Source organism: Streptococcus sanguinis (assembly GCF_003943655.1).
GTDB lineage: Bacteria > Bacillota > Bacilli > Lactobacillales > Streptococcaceae > Streptococcus > Streptococcus sanguinis_F.
Genome location: NZ_RJMM01000006.1, coordinates 23,193 through 42,788, shown reverse-complemented (window position 1 = coordinate 42,788; position 19,596 = coordinate 23,193). Strand labels below are relative to the sequence as shown.

General features: G+C 45.0%; 22 protein-coding genes. All 22 read left to right on the top strand.

All coding sequences use genetic code 11. The features are described from left to right. Positions 1-20: 20 nt before the first annotated feature. Positions 21-1,259: a GTPase HflX gene (hflX, locus tag D8886_RS04375; protein ID WP_125434337.1), complete on the top strand. Its 1,239-nt coding sequence runs from the start codon at positions 21-23 to the stop codon at positions 1,257-1,259. Continuing rightward, the gene (locus tag D8886_RS04370) at positions 1,252-1,875 is read left to right on the top strand and encodes a cystathionine beta-lyase (RefSeq protein WP_185761247.1); all 624 of its coding nucleotides are present in this window, start codon (positions 1,252-1,254) and stop codon (positions 1,873-1,875) included. Before hflX ends, D8886_RS04370 begins: the two co-directional genes overlap by 8 nt. A 10-nt stretch (positions 1,876-1,885) precedes the next feature. Beyond that, entirely contained in the window at positions 1,886-2,815 is a 930-nt protein-coding gene (rnz, locus tag D8886_RS04365) for a ribonuclease Z (RefSeq protein WP_125434335.1), read from the top strand. Then, positions 2,812-3,567 carry an SDR family NAD(P)-dependent oxidoreductase gene (locus tag D8886_RS04360; protein ID WP_125434334.1) on the top strand — a complete coding sequence of 252 codons (756 nt, stop codon included), beginning with the start codon at positions 2,812-2,814 and terminating at the stop codon, positions 3,565-3,567. Before rnz ends, D8886_RS04360 begins: the two co-directional genes overlap by 4 nt. A 6-nt stretch (positions 3,568-3,573) precedes the next feature. Next, positions 3,574-4,284, top strand: coding sequence for a class I SAM-dependent methyltransferase (locus D8886_RS04355; RefSeq protein WP_125434333.1), 711 nt, complete (start codon positions 3,574-3,576; stop codon positions 4,282-4,284). A 58-nt stretch (positions 4,285-4,342) separates the two neighbouring features. Beyond that, positions 4,343-5,377: an acyltransferase family protein gene (locus D8886_RS04350; protein WP_125434332.1), complete on the top strand. Its 1,035-nt coding sequence runs from the start codon at positions 4,343-4,345 to the stop codon at positions 5,375-5,377. A gap of 65 nt (positions 5,378-5,442) precedes the next feature. Further along, positions 5,443-6,033 (top strand): HD domain-containing protein, encoded by a 591-nt coding sequence (locus tag D8886_RS04345; RefSeq protein WP_125434331.1) that lies wholly within the window; start codon positions 5,443-5,445, stop codon positions 6,031-6,033. Positions 6,034-6,138: 105 nt separating this feature from the next. Beyond that, entirely contained in the window at positions 6,139-8,358 is a 2,220-nt protein-coding gene (recJ, locus tag D8886_RS04340; protein ID WP_125434330.1) for a single-stranded-DNA-specific exonuclease RecJ, read from the top strand. 312 nt (positions 8,359-8,670) lie between these two features. Next, positions 8,671-9,183: an adenine phosphoribosyltransferase gene (locus D8886_RS04335; RefSeq protein ID WP_125434329.1), complete on the top strand. Its 513-nt coding sequence runs from the start codon at positions 8,671-8,673 to the stop codon at positions 9,181-9,183. A gap of 147 nt (positions 9,184-9,330) precedes the next feature. After that, the gene (gene metA / locus D8886_RS04330) at positions 9,331-10,272 is read left to right on the top strand and encodes a homoserine O-acetyltransferase MetA (RefSeq protein WP_125434328.1); all 942 of its coding nucleotides are present in this window, start codon (positions 9,331-9,333) and stop codon (positions 10,270-10,272) included. Positions 10,273-10,280: 8 nt separating this feature from the next. Beyond that, positions 10,281-10,961: a DnaD domain-containing protein gene (locus D8886_RS04325; protein ID WP_002909462.1), complete on the top strand. Its 681-nt coding sequence runs from the start codon at positions 10,281-10,283 to the stop codon at positions 10,959-10,961. A 67-nt stretch (positions 10,962-11,028) separates the two neighbouring features. Further along, positions 11,029-11,817: a glutathione-dependent disulfide-bond oxidoreductase gene (gene yghU / locus D8886_RS04320; RefSeq protein WP_125434327.1), complete on the top strand. Its 789-nt coding sequence runs from the start codon at positions 11,029-11,031 to the stop codon at positions 11,815-11,817. Positions 11,818-11,956: 139 nt separating this feature from the next. Beyond that, positions 11,957-12,646, top strand: coding sequence for a tRNA (adenine(22)-N(1))-methyltransferase (locus D8886_RS04315; protein WP_125434326.1), 690 nt, complete (start codon positions 11,957-11,959; stop codon positions 12,644-12,646). Continuing rightward, entirely contained in the window at positions 12,633-13,430 is a 798-nt protein-coding gene (locus D8886_RS04310; protein WP_125434325.1) for a Nif3-like dinuclear metal center hexameric protein, read from the top strand. The genes D8886_RS04315 and D8886_RS04310 overlap by 14 nt, the downstream gene beginning before the upstream one ends. A gap of 11 nt (positions 13,431-13,441) precedes the next feature. Then, complete coding sequence (locus D8886_RS04305; protein ID WP_125434324.1) at positions 13,442-14,560, top strand: NAD(P)/FAD-dependent oxidoreductase; 1,119 nt, start codon at positions 13,442-13,444, stop codon at positions 14,558-14,560. Continuing rightward, on the top strand, positions 14,551-14,904 hold the full coding sequence (locus D8886_RS11795) for a hypothetical protein (RefSeq protein WP_260469491.1): 354 nt from the start codon (positions 14,551-14,553) through the stop codon (positions 14,902-14,904). Before D8886_RS04305 ends, D8886_RS11795 begins: the two co-directional genes overlap by 10 nt. 50 nt (positions 14,905-14,954) lie before the next feature. After that, positions 14,955-15,179: a hypothetical protein gene (locus tag D8886_RS11790; RefSeq protein ID WP_260469490.1), complete on the top strand. Its 225-nt coding sequence runs from the start codon at positions 14,955-14,957 to the stop codon at positions 15,177-15,179. Between the two features lie 114 nt (positions 15,180-15,293). After that, positions 15,294-15,764, top strand: coding sequence for an 8-oxo-dGTP diphosphatase (locus tag D8886_RS04295; RefSeq protein ID WP_125434323.1), 471 nt, complete (start codon positions 15,294-15,296; stop codon positions 15,762-15,764). 94 nt (positions 15,765-15,858) lie between these two features. Continuing rightward, a complete protein-coding gene (gene tmpA / locus D8886_RS04290; protein ID WP_260469492.1) occupies positions 15,859-16,611 on the top strand; it encodes a ZIP family manganese transporter TmpA in 753 nt (250 codons plus the stop codon). A gap of 137 nt (positions 16,612-16,748) precedes the next feature. Next, positions 16,749-17,618, top strand: a complete 870-nt coding sequence (gene rfbA, locus D8886_RS04280) for a glucose-1-phosphate thymidylyltransferase RfbA (RefSeq protein WP_049541301.1) — start codon at positions 16,749-16,751, stop codon at positions 17,616-17,618. Positions 17,619-17,622: 4 nt separating this feature from the next. Further along, positions 17,623-18,216, top strand: coding sequence for a dTDP-4-dehydrorhamnose 3,5-epimerase family protein (locus D8886_RS04275; RefSeq protein ID WP_049541299.1), 594 nt, complete (start codon positions 17,623-17,625; stop codon positions 18,214-18,216). A 240-nt stretch (positions 18,217-18,456) separates the two neighbouring features. Next, positions 18,457-19,503, top strand: a complete 1,047-nt coding sequence (gene rfbB / locus D8886_RS04270) for a dTDP-glucose 4,6-dehydratase (protein WP_002906330.1) — start codon at positions 18,457-18,459, stop codon at positions 19,501-19,503. Positions 19,504-19,596: the final 93 nt, after the last annotated feature.

Here is a 19,596-nt window from a genome sequence, read left to right as displayed (position 1 = left end):
GGTCTTAGTAAGGATATGAGATGATAGAAACAGAGAAAAAAACAGAGCGTGTCTTTTTGGTCGGTGTGGAACTGGCAGACACGGAGAATTTTGACCTATCCATGGAGGAACTGCAAAGTTTAGCTAAGACGGCAGGGGCTGAAGTAGTCGGCTCCTATAGCCAGAAGCGGGAAAAGTATGACAGCAAGACCTTTGTCGGTTCTGGTAAGTTAGAAGAAATCCGACAGATGGTTGATGCCGAAGAGATTTCGACCGTTATTGTCAATAACCGTCTGACACCCCGCCAAAATGTCAATCTGGAGGAAAGCTTGGGCGTTAAGGTCATTGACCGTATGCAGCTGATTTTGGATATTTTTGCCATGAGAGCTAGGAGTCATGAGGGCAAGCTGCAAGTTCATCTGGCCCAGCTCAAGTACCTGCTGCCTCGCTTGGTTGGCCAGGGAATTATGCTCAGCCGTCAGGCAGGTGGCATTGGCTCCCGCGGTCCTGGTGAAAGCCAGCTGGAGCTCAATCGACGCAGTGTCCGCAATCAGATTCATGATATTGAGCGCCAGCTCAAGGCAGTGGAGAAAAATCGGGCAACCGTTCGTGAAAAACGGCTGGAATCCACTATTTTCAAAATCGGCCTCATCGGCTATACCAATGCTGGAAAGTCTACGATCATGAACTGCTTGACCAGCAAGAGCCAGTATGAGGCCGACGAACTTTTTGCGACGCTAGATGCCACGACTAAGAACATCAACCTCAGTGGTCAGCTCAATGTCACTCTGACAGACACAGTTGGCTTCATTCAGGATTTGCCGACAGAGCTGGTATCCAGCTTTAAATCCACACTAGAAGAGAGTAAAAATGTCGATTTGCTGGTCCATGTTATTGACGCCAGCGACCCTCATCATGAGGAGCATGAAAAGACCGTACTCGACATCATGAAAGAGCTGGACATGCTGGATATTCCCCGGCTGACTCTCTATAACAAAGCAGACAAGGCGGAGTATTTCACTCCGACCCTAACTCCTTATTCTTTAATTTCGGCTAAGGCGGACAATAGCAGAGCTATTTTGCAGCAAGTCCTACTGGAGCGGATGAAAGAGATTTTCCTGCCTTTTACCATCAAAGTAGCGCCGGCTAAAGCTTACAAGATTCATGATTTAGAGAAAGTCGCGATTATGGGAAATCGAGAATACATAGACGATGTCGAAGTCATTTCAGGCTGGATTGCCGAGAAAAACAAATGGAAACTGGAAGAATTTTATGACTGATTATATTGACTTGGCCCTGAAATACGGCGGTTTTACTAGCCTAGACAGGGTCTACTTAGAGCAAGTATTGGCTGGACTGACAAAGGAGCAGAAGCGTAGCTTCATCACTCCTCCGCCCAGCGTTATCAATGCTTACTTTGCTGAGCTTTATCAAAAGAAAAGTCCGGAAGCCGCAACAGCCTATTTTCTAGAAATTACTCAGGCGCTGGACTTGTGGAATACGGAGCCTAGCTTTGTAGAAAATAAACCTTTTGTACGGCTTAATCTTTCTGGCAAGTCCTATGGATTTTGCTATGAGAGCGAGGAAGTCGGCTTGGTCTTCCCTGAAAAGCCAGAGCCGGTATCAGCTGACTTGCTCTTTGAAATCGCCCAAGTCTTTCCACAGTACTTGGTTTACGAAGAAGCTGGGAGAATAAAAATGGTACCTCTCAATGCTGAGTCTCAAGTCGTTAATAGTCAGGAGTTGACTGCTTTGACCGATTGGCAGCAGCTAGCTGATGGCAGCCAGAGAGTTCTGGGCTACAATCAAGATGAAGTCAGTCAGCTGGCTCAGTCCTATTCTGGCAGGAAATACTATCACTCGCAGAATCGCTCTGCTATGATTTATATCATTTAGAAAGAAAAACATGCAATTACAATTTTTAGGAACCGGAGCCGGTCAGCCATCCAAAGCTCGCAATGTGTCCAGCCTTGTCCTCAAGCTGTTAGAGGAGATCAATGAGGTCTGGATGTTTGACTGTGGTGAGGGGACCCAGCACCAGATCTTGGAGACGACAATTAAACCGCGCAAAATCAGCAAGATTTTTATCACGCATCTGCATGGCGACCATATTTTTGGCTTGCCGGGTTTTCTGTCCAGTCGTTCTTTTCAGGCTAATGAAGAGCAGACTGACTTGGAAATTTATGGTCCCAAAGGCATTAAAAACTTTGTCCTGTCTAGCCTGCGCGTGTCTGGCTCTCGTCTGCCTTATCGGATTGATTTTCATGAGTTTGATGAAAACAGTCTGGGCAAGATTCTTGAAACGGACAAGTTCACAGTTTATGCGGATAAGCTGGATCACACAATTTTCTGTGTGGGTTATCGGGTGATGCAGAAAGATTTGGAAGGAACGCTGGATGCAGACAAGCTAAGAGAGGCGGGCGTACCTTTTGGTCCTCTCTTTGGTAAGGTCAAGAACGGTCAGGATATCGTCCTAGAAGATGGGACCAAAATTATTGCAGCAGACTATATCTCAGCTCCTCGTCCAGGCAAGACCATTGCTATTCTGGGTGATACTCGGAAGACTGCTGCCAGCGTCCGTCTGGCAGTGGCAGCAGATGTGTTGGTCCATGAAGCGACCTATGGCAAGGGAGACGAAAAATTGGCCCGCAATCACGGTCATTCTACCAATATGCAAGCCGCAGAAGTAGCCAAGGAAGCAGGTGCCAAGCGCCTTCTCCTCAACCATATCAGTGCTCGCTTTCTAGCCAAGGACATCAGCCAAATGCGTCGCGATGCCAGTGCTGTCTTTGAAAAGGTCCATGTGGTCAAGGACTTGGAAGAGGTTGAGATATGAGAACCATCATCATCACAGGGGCTAGCGGTGGGCTAGCTCAGGAAATGGTTAAGCTCTTGCCCCATGACCGACTGATTTTGGTCGGACGGAGCAAGGCTAAGCTGGAAAAACTATATGGAGAAAGGGAAATTCTTGACTTAGTGGAGCTGGATATCACAGATAGCTCAGCTTTGGAAAGATTTGCTGAGCGGATTGACAGCCAGTACGGTCGTGTTGATGTCCTGGTCAATAACGCTGGCTATGGGATTTTTGAGGAATTTGACAAAATCAGCTCCAGTGATATTGAGGCCATGTTTGAAGTCAATACCTTTGCCCTGATGAATCTGTCCCGGCTCTTTGGAGCTCGCATGAAGCAGGCAGGTCAAGGACACATCGTCAATATCGTTAGTATGGCCGGCCTCATTGCCAGTAGCAAGTCCAGTCTTTACTCAGCGACTAAGTTTGCGGCGATTGGCTTTTCTAATGCCCTGCGTTTGGAACTCCTGCCTTTTGGGGTCTATGTCACGACGGTTAATCCAGGTCCTATCAAAACAGCCTTTTTCGATCAGGCAGATCCTGATGGTTCCTATGTAAAAGCAGTCGACAAGTATATCCTTGAGCCTGATTTTGTAGCGAGCAAAATTGTCAGTTCCTTTGGTAAAAATAAGCGGGAAATGAATCTACCAGGGATTCTCAATCTAGCTCACAAGCTTTATACCCTTTTTCCAAGAATTGCCGACAAGATGGCAGCCAATATGTTTAACTATAAGTGAGGTTTTATGCCAGCTAATCTACAAGCCTACAAAGCTCATCTGCAGGCGCCTTGGGGCAAGCTTCAGTATGATATTGTTTTTGCCTTTCTAGAGTCACTTAAGGGCCAGAAAATTCTTGATTTCGGCAGCGGTTTTGGGATTGTGGCTGATTTTCTAGCGGAAAAGAACCAAGTGACCGCCATCGAGCCAAGCCCAGAAATGATTGCTGAGCGCAAGCAGGACTTTTCCTATGAGCAATTGCAAGGCAGCTTGGGCTTTCTGCAAAATCTGCCGGACCAGTCTTTTGATGTCATCATCTGTCATAATGTCTTAGAGTATGTATCTGACCCTGCTCTTTATTTAGCAGAATTTTCCCGCCTCTTAAAAAAGGACGGCAAAATTTCTCTGGTCAAGCATCACGAGGTTGGGCGCATTATGCATACAGTGGTTTTTGAAAATGACATAGAAAAAGCCCAGCAACTGTTGGCGGGACAGGAATATCAAACCCACAGCATGGGAGCTGCTAAGGTCTATCAGATTCAGGAAGTGATTTCAGGTCTGCCTTTAGAAGTTGAGGATTATCAAGGGATACGGATTTTTTACGGGCTGCAATCCAATGACTACAAAATTGCCCCTGATTGGGCTGAAAAGATGCTTAAGATGGAGTTAGCAGTCTGTAACCAATCTCCTTATCGAGACATCGCTGCCTTTCAGCATGTTTGGCTAGCCAAGTCCTAGGTCAAAGGGAAAAAGTGCTCATTTACATCTTAAACAAACCTCGTAAGGAGAAAGCTTGATGCAAAAGAGAGAAGTCATAGGGCCAGGGCAGCCAGTCAATTATGCCTTGCTCAGCCTTTTTCAATATATTGCTTCTATTTTGGTAATTTTGGTCCATTGCCAGAGGCTTTTTGAACATGAAGCCCTGCATTTTGTTCAAAAGAGTATGTTTGGTCGCATGGCGGTTCCTTTCTTTTTAATTTCTTCAGCCTATTTTTTCCGATTACGCTGGAAGCGAGAACACGGTTCTACGAAACTGACTCTGTATATTAAAGGCATTTTAAAGGTTTATGGCTTTTGGAGCTTGGTCTATCTCCCCTATGCTTTGACTTACTTCCAATCTCTGCACTTGCCTCTCTACCTAGCTCCGCTGGCTATTCTAGCAGCGCTCTTCTACATCGGAATGAGCTACCAGCTCTGGTATATTCCTGCCTTTCTCTTAGGTTTGCTGCTGGTCCATTTCTTGTATAGGAAATTGGGTCCAAAGAAAACATTTGCTCTTTTGTTAATTCTCTACGCCTTAGGTGCTATTGAGACTTATCACGCCTATCTGGCGCCTAATCTGCTGACAGACTGGTACGATGCCTATGCCAAGCTCTTTTTCACTAGCAGGAATGGCCTCTTCTATACGCCCATTTTTATCTATTTAGGCTACTTTCTAGCTGATTACGGGCAGATAGCCTTATTTCAGAAAAAACGCTGGCTTTCTCTTCTGTTGGTAAGTCTTTTCCTAGCAGGTGAAGGAGTGCTGGTTTATATCAGGCAGGGATTAGATAAAAACTTTTTCTTTGCTCTCATTCCCTTTACACTTTTCTTATTTAACTGGCTACTAAACGCAGAGTGGAAGCGCGAAAAAAACTGGCGACATTTAAAAGATCTAAGTATCCTTTATTTCTTCCTCCATCCTATCTTTATTGAGTTATCTTTCTTTCTGCTCAAATCCCAGCAGTTGACCAAGTGGGAAAATGGCCGTTGGGCCTTCCTTCTGACGATTATCCTGACCCATCTGACTTCAGAGTTGGTGATTCGATGGCGAGGAAAGAAAATCATATAGAGCGTTAAGAACAACTATCAATTTTAAATAGAATTAGCTATAAAAACATTTCAAAGGAGTTCCACATGCTTGAACGTCTACAACAGCAGCTGGCTTTTACCAATGAGCTGGAAAAACTGAAAGCCACTCATCGCAACAATCGAACCTTGGACGCTTATCGTTTTGAAAATTCTGCTGAGCATAGTTGGCAGGGGGCGCTCATGGCGCTCGTCTTTCGAGAATATATTCCTGAAGAGGTCAATCTAGAAAAGGTCATGTCTATGTTATTGATTCATGATTTGGGCGAAATATATGCTGGCGATACCTTTATCTTTGACGACGTGGGCAAGAGCGATTCTTACGATAGAGAGCTGGACTCCTTGAAAATCAGTTTAGACAAGCTGCCGTTAGATCAGCAGGATTCCTTTTTAGAGCTTTGGCAGGAGTTTGAGACAGGCATTAGCATAGAGGCTAAATATGCCCGAGTGCTGGATGCTCTGGTTCCCCTGCTCAATCACTTGGAAGTTGCTCAGCCTCATGATAACCCTCATGGCCTGACCAAGTCGCAGGTTATTGCGAAAAAATCCTTTATCAAAGAAACCTCTGAAACTCTTTGGGAATTGGCTCAGGAAGTTATTGACCAAAGCGTTGCTAAGGGTCTTTACCTAGATGAGTGAGACTGAGGGCCTTGCTCGTAGATAGAAAGTTTGAGACTGGTTGAACCAGTCTTTTCATGTTATAATATTCAGACAAGATTGAACGGAGAAAGTGTTTCACTCATCATGATTAGCTCAAAATACGACTGGCAGTTTGCCACTAATTTTATAGACGAAAAATTTTTAAAAAAGGCTAAGAAAGCTGGATTAGAACCTGCCGCTGCCAGTCTTCTTTACCAAAGAGGTATGCAGACTGAAGAGGCTTTACAGGAATTTTTGGAGCCTAGTTTAGACCAGCTTCACGATCCTTATGACCTGCATGATATGGATCGGGCAGTGGAGCGCATTCGCACAGCCATTGAGAATTACGAACAAATTTTGATCTACGGTGATTATGATGCTGATGGGATGACCTCGGCATCTATTGTCAAGGAAGCCTTGGAGCAGCTGGGGGCGGAGTGTCAGGTCTATCTGCCCAATCGCTTTACGGACGGCTATGGTCCTAATAGCAGTGTTTACAAATATTTTATTGAAAATCAAGGCATCTCGCTCATTATTACAGTGGATAATGGAGTGGCTGGCCTTGAAGCTATCGAGCTGGCCCAGTCTCTCGGCGTGGATGTCATCGTGACGGATCACCACTCCATGCCTGAGGAGCTGCCAAATGCCTATGCGATTGTCCATCCGGAACATAGCGGAGCGGATTACCCTTTCAAGCATCTGGCTGGCTGTGGAGTGGCTTTTAAGCTGGCAACAGCCTTGCTGGAAGAAGTCCAAGTCGAACTTTTGGACTTAGTTGCTATCGGTACCATTGCCGATATGGTCAGTCTGACGGGGGAAAATCGGATTCTAGTCAAATATGGTCTCTCTGTTCTCAAAAATACCCAGCGAGTAGGACTTCAGGAACTCTTCAAAATTGCAGGCATTCAGCCTGATGAGATTGATGAAGAAACGGTTGGTTTCCAGCTTGCCCCCAGACTCAATGCACTGGGACGGCTGGATGATCCCAATCCAGCAGTTGAGCTTTTGACTGGCTTTGATGACGAAGAAGCTCGTGACATTGCGCTTATGATCAACCAAAAAAATGACGAACGCAAAGAAATCGTCCAGCAGATTTATGAAGAAGCACAAACCATGCTGGACCCTAAGAGACCAGTGCAGGTGCTGGCCAAGGAAGGCTGGAATCCCGGTGTGCTAGGGATTGTCGCTGGGCGCTTGCTGGAAGAGTTGCACCAGCCAGTTATAGTGCTCAATATTGAGGATGGTATCGCTAAGGGTAGCGCCCGCAGTATTGAAGCGGTCGATATTTTTGAGGCCTTGGACAGCCATCGTGATCTCTTTGTAGCCTTTGGTGGGCACGCTGGAGCAGCTGGAATGACTCTCGAAGCAGACAAGCTGGCGGAGCTTGCTGATATCTTGACAGAGTATATCTTAGACAATGATTTGGATTTGACTGGCAAAACAGCCCTGTATTTAGATGAGGAGCTGCACCTGCCAGAACTAACCCTCGATACACTCAAAAGCTTTGAAAAACTGGCGCCTTTTGGTATGGATAATAAGAAGCCGCTTTTTTACCTCAAGGACTTTAAAGTGGACAATGCACGGACTATGGGGGCTGGCAATAGCCATCTCAAGCTGAAAATTTCTCAGCAAGATGCATCTTTTGAAGTAGTAGCTTTTGGGCAAGGAAGCCTGGCGACAGAGTTTGCCCAGACAAAGAATCTGGAGCTGGCGGTCAGCCTCTCTGTCAATAAATGGAATGGACAGACCAGTCTCCAGCTCATGCTGGTAGATGCCCGTGTGGACGGCGTTCAGCTTTTCAATATCCGCAGCAAAAATGCGACGCTGCCTGACAAGGTTCCAGTCTTGCGTTTCACAGAGGAATTGCCGGATTTGGCAAATAGCAGAGCGGTTGTGGTTTATGACCTTCCCGATGATTTGCAGGACTTGAAGAAGATTCTTCAATCTCAGGATTTCGAAGCGATTTACTTTAAGAATGAGATTGCCAAGCCATACTATCTGACAGGTTATGGTACCCGTGAGCAGTTTGCCAAACTATATAAGACAATCTATCAGTTCCCCGAGTTTGACGTTCGCTATAAGCTCAAGGACCTAGCAGTTTATCTGAAAATTGATCCTATTCTCTTGGTCAAAATGATTCAGATTTTTGAAGAGCTGGGCTTTGTCAGCATCACAGAAGGCGTCATGACGGTCAATAAGGAAGCTGAAAAGAAAGAAATTGACAGTAGTCATATTTACCAAGACCTCAAGCGCATGGTCAAAGAACAAGAACTCATGGCTCTGGGCACCGTGCAGGAGATTTATGATTATTTGATGGAGAGATGAGATGGTACCAGACTAAGCCTAAGTCTTGCAAAGGAGAACATTTTAGATGAATGAAATTATCCTGAGCGTCAAAACTGAATTTTTTCTCTCTGTTCGATAGATTTGAAATCATCTCATCTTCTATGAAACAATCTAATCCTTTCCACTTGATGGAAAGGATTTTAACTTTCGTGAGATTTACCTTAAATGAATGTGAAATTGGCTTTTCTATGTAAATAATAGATAGGCTTAAAAAGTAAGTTTTTCTGTTACCATTTGGATGAAAAAGTGATATAATAGAGAGTAAAAAATTTTTTTGAAAGAAAGTATATCATGAATTTAAAAGACTACATTGCAACAATCGAAAATTATCCAAAGGAAGGCGTGACATTCCGTGATATCAGCCCATTGATGGCTGACGGAAATGCATATAGCTACGCTGTTCGTGAGATTGTTCAGTATGCGACAGATAAGAAGATTGACATGATTGTTGGACCGGAAGCTCGTGGCTTTATCGTGGGCTGTCCAGTTGCCTTTGAGTTAGGAATCGGCTTTGCTCCAGTCCGCAAGCCTGGCAAGCTTCCTCGTGAAGTTATCTCAGCCGACTATGAAAAAGAGTATGGTATAGATACCCTGACTATGCATGCGGATGCTATCAAGCCAGGTCAGCGCGTTCTGATTGTCGATGATCTTCTTGCGACTGGTGGAACAGTGAAGGCAACGATTGAGATGATTGAGCGTCTTGGCGGTGTAGTGGCTGGCTGCGCCTTTCTTATTGAGCTTGATGAACTCAAGGGTCGCGAAGTTATCGGCGATTACGACTACAAGGTTCTGATGCACTATTAATACATAGTTTCTAGCTATATCTAGTTAGAGAAAAAGTATAATTGAAAACTATATCTCCTTTCAGTATAATGAAAGTACATTGGATAAACAAAGAATAGGCTGGATAAGTATTTCTAAGCCTTTCTAACGATTGAAGGAGATATTTTCATGCCAATTAAGATTGATAAGAAACTGCCAGCTGTTGACATTTTAAGTTCTGAGAATATCTTTGTCATGGATGACGATAGGGCGGACCATCAGGATATCCGCCCTCTGAATATTTTGGTACTCAACCTCATGCCTCAGAAAATGGTGACAGAGACTCAGATACTGCGCCATTTGGCTAATACCCCGCTGCAGTTGACTATTGACTTCCTCTACATGAAATCTCATCAGTCTAAAACGACACGTGCAGAGCATATGGAGACTTTCTATAAGACTTTTGATGAGGTTAAAAATCGCTATTTTGATGGCTTGATTATCACTGGTGCACCGGTAGAGCATCTGCCTTTTGAAGCGGTGGACTACTGGGAAGAATTCCAGCAGGTGATTGAATGGTCTAAGACCCATGTCTTTTCGACTCTGCATATCTGTTGGGGAGCTCAGGCTGGACTTTACGCTCGCTACGGCGTTGACAAGCACCAGATGACGCGCAAATTATCGGGTGTTTATAGCCAGTCAGCTGACAGCAGCAATCTGCTTTTTCGTGGCTTTGACGATGAGTTTTATGCGCCGCATTCCCGTCATACTGAAGTTCTGAAGGAAGATATTGTCAATCTGACTAATCTGGAAATTCTCTCGTATGGAGAGGATACGGGTCTCTCTGTGCTGGCTAGCCGAGACTTGCGAGAGGTGTATAGCTTCGGTCACATGGAATACGACCGCGATACTCTATCCAAGGAGTATTTCCGCGACTTGAAGGCAGGGAAGAATCCACACATTCCAGAGAATTATTTTAAAAACGATGATGTCCATACGACACCGGCCTTGTGCTGGAGTTCGGCCGCTGCACTCTTTTTCAGCAATTGGGTCAATTATGCTGTCTATCAGGAGACGCCTTTTGACTGGGAAAGTCCTGAAAATGATGTATCGTTTTTTGCTTATCTATAAGAGGTGACATGACTTATTTATCAGCTTTTAAATCGGGCAATCTAGTAATCCCGAGCGCTCTTCTTTTACATTTTAAGGACATCTTTGATTCCAGCGATGATTTTTTGGTCTGGCAGTTTTTCTATCTGCAAAATACGACTTCCTTGGAAGAGCTGGCGCCTAGTCAGATTGCGGAGCATATTGGCAAGACCCTGTCAGAAGTCAATCGCTCTATGTCCCATTTGACGGAGAAAGGTCTCTTGCAGTATAAGACCATTGAGCTGAATGGAGAGACAGAGGTTATCTTTGATGCTTCACCGGCTTTGGAAAAGCTGGATGAACTGCTGGCAGCCAAAAGTGGTCATCAGACTGTGGCAAAGGCACCTCAGAATGTCTTGAAAGATTTGGTTGAGACCTTTCAGCAGGAGTTGGGCCGTCTCCTGACACCCTTTGAAATTGAGGACTTGACCAAGACTGTTCAAGACGACAAAACCAATCCTGACTTGGTCAAGGCTGCCCTTCGTGAGGCTGTGTTTAATGGCAAGGCCAACTGGAAGTATATTCAGGCTATCTTGCGCAATTGGCGTAAAGAAGGTATCACCACACTTGCTCAGGTAGAAGCCAAGCGGGAAGAACGTGAAGCAGCTAATCCTCAAAATGTGACAGTTTCAGATGATTTCCTCAATGCCATGAATTTATGGAAGGACTGACTTTATTAGATTTACAGTGGCCTGTTAGATACGACAGGCCCTTGGTTTTATAAAAAAGGAGAAAAGTATGACCTATCAATTGCCAAAAGTCTGGTCTGCTGCGGATAGCGAACAAGGAAAATTTTCAGGTATCAATCAGCCTACTGCTGGCGCGCGCTTTGAGCAGAAGCTTCCTGTCGGTAAAGAGCCTTTTCAGCTTTATTCACTTGGGACTCCTAATGGGGTCAAGGTGACGATTATGCTAGAGGAACTACTTGCAGCAGGTGTGACAGAGGCTGCCTATGACCTCTATAAGATCAGCATCATGGACGGCGACCAATTTGGCTCAGATTTTGTGAAAATCAATCCCAACTCTAAGATTCCGGCCTTGTTGGATCAGTCAGCTGATAAGCCGATTCCTGTCTTTGAGTCGGCGAATATCCTGCTTTATCTGGCAGAGAAGTTTGAAAAGCTTATTCCGTCAGATTTGGCTGGTCGGACTGAGGTGCTCAACTGGCTCTTCTGGCAGACAGGAGCGGCTCCTTTCTTGGGGGGCGGATTTGGTCATTTCTTTAACTATGCTCCCGAAAAGCTAGAATATCCCATCAACCGCTTTACCATGGAGGCCAAGCGACAGCTGGATTTGTTGGATAAAGAATTAGCCAAGAGATCTTATATTGCAGGAGATGACTACAGTATTGCTGATATTGCTATCTGGTCTTGGTATGGTCAGTTGGTGCAGGATAAGCTTTACCCAGGCGCAGCTGAGTTCTTGGATGCCACCTCCTATAAACATTTATCTGCTTGGGCGGAGAAGATTGCAGCTCGTCCGGCAGTTCAGCGCGGTTTAGCTGCCGAGTATCAGAAAATCAAATAAAAAGTGATGGGTAGAACACCCCATCATCAAGTGGCGAGACAAAATCAGTTTATCAACAGGCTGATTTTGTCTCCGCTGCTTTTTTTATACCCTTAAAAATGATATACTGAATAGAAGAATGTTTAGAAAAGAGTGAGCAATGCAAAAAAAGACTATTTCCCAACGCTTGGAGCGAGTAGCTGCTTTTGTGCCGGAGGGGGCAAAGTTGCTGGATGTTGGCAGCGATCACGCCTATCTGCCTATTTACCTGATTCAGCAAGGACGGATTGAGAAGGCTCTGGCCGGAGAAGTGGTGGAAGGGCCTTTTCGGTCTGCCCAGAAAAATGTGGCAGAGCATGGGCTGACGGAGCAGATTGAAGTTCGTTTGGCCAATGGTCTGGCAGCTTTGGAAGCGGGAGATCAGATTGACACCATCGTTATCGCTGGCATGGGTGGTCGCTTGATTTCAGAGATTTTGGAAAATAGCAGAGCTAAGCTTGGGTCTATTTCCCGCTTGATTTTGCAGCCCAATAACCGAGAGGATGAGCTCCGCAGCTGGCTGCTATCTAACGGCTTTCGCTTGCTGGCTGAGGATGTCTTAGAAGAGGCGGGGAAGTTTTATGAAATTCTAGTGGCTGAAGCAGGCCAGCAAACTTTGACAGAGCCAGAAAAGCGCTTTGGACCTTTTCTGATGAAGCAACAGTCACCTGCTTTTCAGTTAAGGTGGCAAAAAGAACTGAAGAAACTTGAAGGAGCTCTAGCCCATATCCCAGAAAAGAATGAGCTAGAACGCTCTGCTATGTCCCAAAAAATCGAAAGTATCAAGGAGGTGCTCCATGTTAGCAAGTGAAATCATTGCCCGTTATGAAGCCTATTGCCCGCAAGAACTGTCCATGGAGGGCGACATTTCAGGCCTGCAAATCGGAACTTTGGATAAGGAAGTGGACAAGGTTCTAGTGGCACTGGATATTCGTGAGCAGACAGTGGCGGAGGCTATTGAGGCAGGTGCTGGACTGATTATTGTTAAGCATGCGCCTATTTTTCGCCCGCTCAAGGACCTAGTGGCTGATAAGGCTCAAAATCGGATGATTTTAGACCTTATCAAGCATGATATTGCTGTATATGTTAGCCATACCAATATTGATGTCGTGGAGGACGGACTTAATGACTGGTTCTGCCAGCTATTGGATATTGAGGAGACAAGTTTTCTCAGTCAAACGAGTCCAGAACGTGGTATTGGCCGCGTGGGGAGGATTGCTCCTCAAACCTTTGGGGACTTTGCGGCTAAGGTCAAGGCAAGTTTTGGACTAGATAGTTTGCGTCTGGTTACTTATGAAGAAGCGGATCTCGAACGCGTGATTGAGCGTGTGGCTATTTGTGGGGGCAGCGGTCAGTCCTTTTATCTGGAGGCCATTGCCAAGGGAGCGCAGGTCTACATTACAGGTGATATTTACTATCATACAGGTCAGGAGATGCTTACAGAAGGACTTTTGGCGCTGGATCCTGGACATCATATCGAGGTTCTATTTACGGAAAAATTAAAAGAAAAGCTTGATACTTGGAAGGCAGAAGAGGGATGGGGGATTGAGATTCTGGCTAGTCAGGCTTCGACCAATCCTTTCCGACATATTTGAGAGGGAGCGACATGAAAAAAGTAGCAGTAATTGGTGCTGGGATTGTCGGTTCAACAGCGGCTTACTATCTGTCCAAATCACCAGATGTGGAGGTGACTGTCTTTGATGACGGCAAGGGGCAGGCAACCAAGGCAGCAGCTGGCATCATCAGTCCTTGGTTCTCCAAGCGTCGCAACAAGGCTTGGTACAGGATGGCGCGTCGGGGCGCTGATTTTTATCAGGTCTTGATTGCGGATCTGAAAGCGGCTGGGATCCAGACAGACTTTTACCAACAGACAGGTGTTTATCTGCTGAAAAGGGACGAGAGCAAGCTGCAGGAACTTTATGATTTGGCTGCTAATCGTCGGGAAGAGTCGCCCTTAATAGGGGACTTGAGTCTTCTCAGCCTTCAGGAAGCCCATGAGAAATTTCCAGACTTGCAAGGCTTTGAGCGGCTTCTTTATGCTTCCGGTGGTGCCCGTGTGGAGGGAGCACTTTTGACGGAGACGCTTGTGAAAGCAAGCAAGGCAGAGTTGGTTGAGAAAAAGGCAAGCTTGACAGTAGATGGAGAGCAACTTTTTGTGGACGGACGCAGCTTTGACTGTGTCATCTTAGCTGTGGGTGCTTGGCTAGGAGAAATCTTGCAGCCACTGGGCTATAAGACAGATGTTCGGCCGCAAAAGGGACAGCTACGTGATTTTAAACTGGCTGACCAAACGGATGACTACCCTGTGGTTATGCCTGAGGGCGAGCTGGATATCATTCCCTTTCTGGCGGGCAAAGTTAGTGTCGGGGCCAGTCATGAAAATGATCAGGGCTTTGATTTGACGGTAGATAAGATGGTACTGAATCAGTTGCAGCAAGAAGCGGAAACTTACTTGCCGAGGTTGGCTACTACAGAGATTTTAGGTGAGCGCGTGGGAACACGGGCTTATACCAGCGACTTTGCACCTTTCTTTGGAGCTGTTCCAGACTTACCGCATGTCTACGCTGCCAGCGGATTAGGCTCTTCTGGTCTGACAACTGGCCCGCTTATCGGACGCCAATTGGCCCAGATGGCTTTAGGAGAAGCAGGGTTTCTGAATCCAGCTGACTATCCTATTGAGCGGTATGTGAAGAAGAAGGCGCTTAAGGAAGATAAATGTTTTTAATATTTTTCATTTTACTAGTATTATCAATATCACTTATTCTATTTACTAGACGCAAAAGTCGTTCTCAACATCCTCTTGTTTTTCATAATAATGGTGAAAATCAGGCACTAGTAAAGAATACCAAACATAAAATAGGTTTCGGTGTCTTAGGTTGTTTTCTATCTAGTGTGGTAATCATTGTTTTATTAGCTCTTGTCTCTATGTTTCTGAGTTTCACAGACATGTGGGGAGTTTTTTCGCAAGTTCCGAAAGATAAAATGGAGCTGGCTGTCCAAGGCTCTTATAAAAAAGAATCTGGAAGAAGGCCAGTCTTTGCAAGGCTTGTATCCAATCCCTATTTCTGATATGTTGGAAAAAAGAGGCTCTTGCCATCGAAGTGAAGGTAACTTTGAACGTGGAGCAGGAAGATGGAACTATCATTAGTATTGGTCAAGACCAGAAGAATGATGATAAAATCAAACAGATTTTACAAGAACAGCTAGATTTAACTAAGCTACCAAATGCTCGCTATCTTATGGCTATTAGTGTCGGAAAAAATAGTAAACATTCTGGATTTGGTGAATATGAAGTCATTGTTCAAAATCATCAGATAGTTAGATTTTCTATCCAAAATACATAATATTAAGTTAGAGTAAGTTTTTTAGGTATTGCTTTAAATTACAGCTTGTGGTTGTGCAAGTGTCATGATTGAGGTTTTCTTAAAGTTACTAGTTCTATGTGGAGAAGGTTTGATATGACAGAAACTATTTTGAATTGGGTCAATGTTTGTGTGAAAAAAGATGATGAAATTTTACTGCTTAATCGCCAGCATGATAACTTTAAAGGGTGGATACAACCAGGCGGGAAGGTGGAATTTCCAGAATCTTTTTTTGAAGCTGCAAGGCGCGAGTTAAAAGAAGAAACGGGACTGACTGCTCTAAACTTGGAATTGAAGGGGATTTCAGGCTTCACTAATCCAAGTAAAGAAGAACGGTATGTATATTACGATTTTCTTTGTACTGCATTTGAAGGACAGGTCAGGGGAAACGATCATGAAGGGGAGCCCAAATGGTGGAAGATTTCGGAACTTGACCAAATAGATATGCAGGATGACATACGTGAACGTTTGCCTCTCTACTGGCGGAAAGGCTCTTTCGAGCGGATTCATTACTGGAATGAGGAAAAACGCTGTATCGGGGAAACCAAGACGATTTTGTATGATTGATTTCAGAGGATAAGGAGAAGTTATGGACTGGTTACGATCGCAGCCTGTGGTTATGCAGGCACTCTTGGCGGGGCTTTTTACATAGGGATGTACTATTGTGGGCTCAGCTGTTGTATTTTTCTTTAAACAGGTCAGTCGCAAGCTGCTGGATATTATGATGGGCTTTGCGGCAGGCGTCATGATTGCGGCTTCCTTTTGGTCGCTTCTGGCACCGTCGATTGAGTATGCGCAAAGTTCTTATAGCAAGCTATCCTGGCTGCCTTCAGCGATTGGTTTTTTAGTGGGAGGTTTTTTCCTGCGGCTGATTGATGCAGTAGTGCCTCACTTGCACTTGAGCAAGGACATTTCGGAGGCAGAGAGTGTTCCTGAGCATAGCCGCAAGAAGCTGTCCAAGACAGCCCTGCTCTTTTTAGCCATTACCATTCACAATTTTCCAGAAGGTTTGGCAGTCGGAGTAGCCTTTGGTGCTTTGGCCGCCAATCCTAGTCCGGAAGCCTTTGTCGGTGCGATTGGCCTAGCTTTGGGAATTGGCCTGCAAAACGTCCCAGAAGGAGCGGCTCTGTCCATTCCGATTCGGACGGACGGCAAGTCTAGGCTTAAGGCCTTTTACTGGGGTTCCATGTCCGCTATTGTAGAGCCAATCCGGGCTGTTCTGGGGGCAGTTGCTGTTATGGCCATGACGGCTATTCTACCCTATGCTCTTTCCTTTGCGGCGGGTGCTATGATTTTCGTGGTGGTAGAGGAGCTGATACCGGATTCGCAGACCAATGGCAATACAGATGTGGCGACTTTAGGTCTCATGGTGGGCTTTGTTCTCATGATGGTCTTGGATGTGGCTTTGGGATGATGCCAACTTGGAATTAAAGAGCGGAATAAAGCGGAATATCCACTCTTTTTCTTTTATTATTTAAGGGTAGTGAAAAGGATGACATCCGCTTTCAAAAATGGTAGAATAAGGAGAATACATTAAGAGAGGAAACTCATATGAAAGGTATTATTCTTGCAGGTGGTTCTGGTACACGTTTGTACCCATTGACCCGCGCTGCGTCAAAACAGCTCATGCCGGTTTATGACAAACCCATGATTTATTATCCACTGTCAACTCTTATGCTGGCTGGTATCAAGGACATCTTGATTATCTCCACTCCGACGGATCTGCCTCGTTTTGAGGATCTGCTGGGAGATGGCTCTGAGTTTGGTATCAAGCTTTCTTATGCAGAGCAGCCAAGTCCAGACGGGCTGGCACAAGCCTTTATCATTGGGGCTGATTTCATTGGAGATGACCGCGTGGCGCTGATTCTTGGGGATAATATTTACCATGGACCAGGTCTGAGTAAAATGCTCCAAAATGCTGCTGCTAAAGAAAAAGGAGCAACTGTTTTTGGCTACCATGTCAAGGATCCAGAACGCTTTGGTGTAGTAGAATTTGATGAGAATATGAATGCTATTTCCATCGAAGAAAAACCAGAACAGCCGCGCTCTAACTATGCAGTGACAGGACTGTATTTCTATGATAACGATGTTGTAGAAATTGCCAAGAACATCAAACCAAGTCCTCGCGGAGAATTGGAAATTACAGATGTTAACAAGGCTTACTTGGATTGTGGTGATTTGTCTGTAGAGCTTATGGGACGTGGTTTTGCTTGGTTGGATACAGGTACCCACGAAAGTCTCTTAGAGGCAGCTCAATATATCGAAACAGTTCAGCGGATGCAGAACGTTCAGGTGGCGAATCTGGAAGAAATTGCCTATCGTATGGGTTATATCACTAAAGAGCAAGTGCATGAATTGGCGCAGCCATTGAAAAAGAATGAGTACGGTCACTATCTCTTGCGCTTGATTGGAGAAGAATAAGAAGATGACGGAACAATTTTTTGATAAGGAATTAGCAGCGCGTGAGGTTCCTGGAATTCCTGGAATGCTGGAGTTTGATATCCCTGTTCGTGGGGACAATCGAGGCTGGTTTAAGGAGAATTTCCAAAAGGAAAAAATGCTGCCGCTAGGCTTCCCTGAAAGCTTCTTTGCAGAAGGGAAACTGCAAAATAATGTCAGCTTTTCTCGTAAAAATGTCCTGCGTGGTCTTCATGCTGAACCATGGGATAAGTACATCTCTGTTGCAGATGGTGGCAAGGTGCTGGGATCTTGGGTAGACCTGCGTGAAGGTGAGACTTTTGGCAATACTTACCAGACAGAAATTGATGCCAGCAAGGGGATTTTTGTGCCACGTGGCGTTGCCAACGGCTTCCAAGTCCTTTCTGACACCGTTTCCTATAGCTATCTGGTGAATGACTACTGGGCTCTGGAACTCAAACCTAAGTATGCCTTTGTCAACTATGCAGACCCAGCTTTAGGTATCCAGTGGGAAAACCTAGAAGCTGCAGAAGTCTCAGAAGCAGACAAGAACCATCCATTACTTAAGGATGTAAAACCACTAAGAAAAGAAGATTTGTAAAAAAAAATTTTTTTCTGATTCATTAATTGATACTAAAATATATGATTTAGCTCAGCTCCTATCCGAGCTCAGCGAGTTAAAGAAATGATTGCCGCTGTGGTGTAAGTCATGTAACAAATTATTTAGTTTGTTACATGACAGGGGATTTTTGAGACATAAGGCTCAAAAATAAGCAATGAAACCGGAGGTTTGCTTACGTCCCCACCATCTAAGGCAATTATAAAAAAATAAGGAATAGAAATGACTGAATACAAAAAAATTATCGTGACAGGTGGAGCTGGTTTTATCGGTTCTAACTTTGTCCACTATGTTTACAATAACTTTCCTGATGTCCATGTGACAGTGCTGGACAAGCTGACTTACGCGGGTAATCGTGCCAACATTGAAGAAATTTTAGGTGACCGTGTTGAGTTGGTTGTTGGAGATATTGCTGATGCAGCCTTGGTTGATAAGCTGGCTTCTGAAGCAGATGCTATTGTTCACTATGCGGCAGAAAGCCACAATGATAACTCGCTCAATGACCCGAGTCCATTTATCCACACTAATTTCATCGGAACTTACACACTTTTGGAAGCAGCTCGTAAATACGACATTCGTTTCCACCATGTGTCGACTGATGAAGTCTATGGAGATCTCCCTCTGCGTGAAGACTTGCCAGGTCATGGAGAAGGTCCAGGTGAGAAATTTACGGCTGAAACCAAGTACAATCCAAGCTCGCCTTATTCATCAACTAAAGCAGCTTCAGATTTGATTGTCAAAGCTTGGGTGCGCTCATTTGGTGTCAAAGCGACTATTTCGAACTGTTCAAACAACTATGGTCCTTACCAGCACATCGAGAAGTTCATTCCGCGCCAGATCACCAATATCCTGAGCGGTATCAAGCCAAAACTCTACGGTGAAGGTAAAAACGTTCGTGACTGGATTCATACCAATGACCATTCATCAGGTGTTTGGACGATTTTGACCAAGGGACAAATCGGCGAAACTTACTTGATTGGTGCTGACGGTGAGAAGAACAATAAGGAAGTGCTGGAGCTGATTCTTAAGGAAATGGGACAGCCAGCTGATGCTTATGATCATGTGACAGATCGTGCCGGCCACGACCTCCGCTATGCTATTGATGCCAGCAAGCTTCGCGATGAGCTAGGTTGGAAGCCAGAGTTCACCAACTTTGAAGCAGGTCTCAAAGAGACGATCAAGTGGTACACGGATAACCAAGACTGGTGGAAATCTGAAAAAGAAGCAGTTGAAGCCAACTACGCTAAGACCCAAGAAGTGATTAAATAAGAATAGGCTATTTATGATGAGCTTTGTAAAACTAGCGCTATGTGATTGAGAGGCTGGGATGATCTGTCCCAGCCTTTTCTCACAGGATTGTTA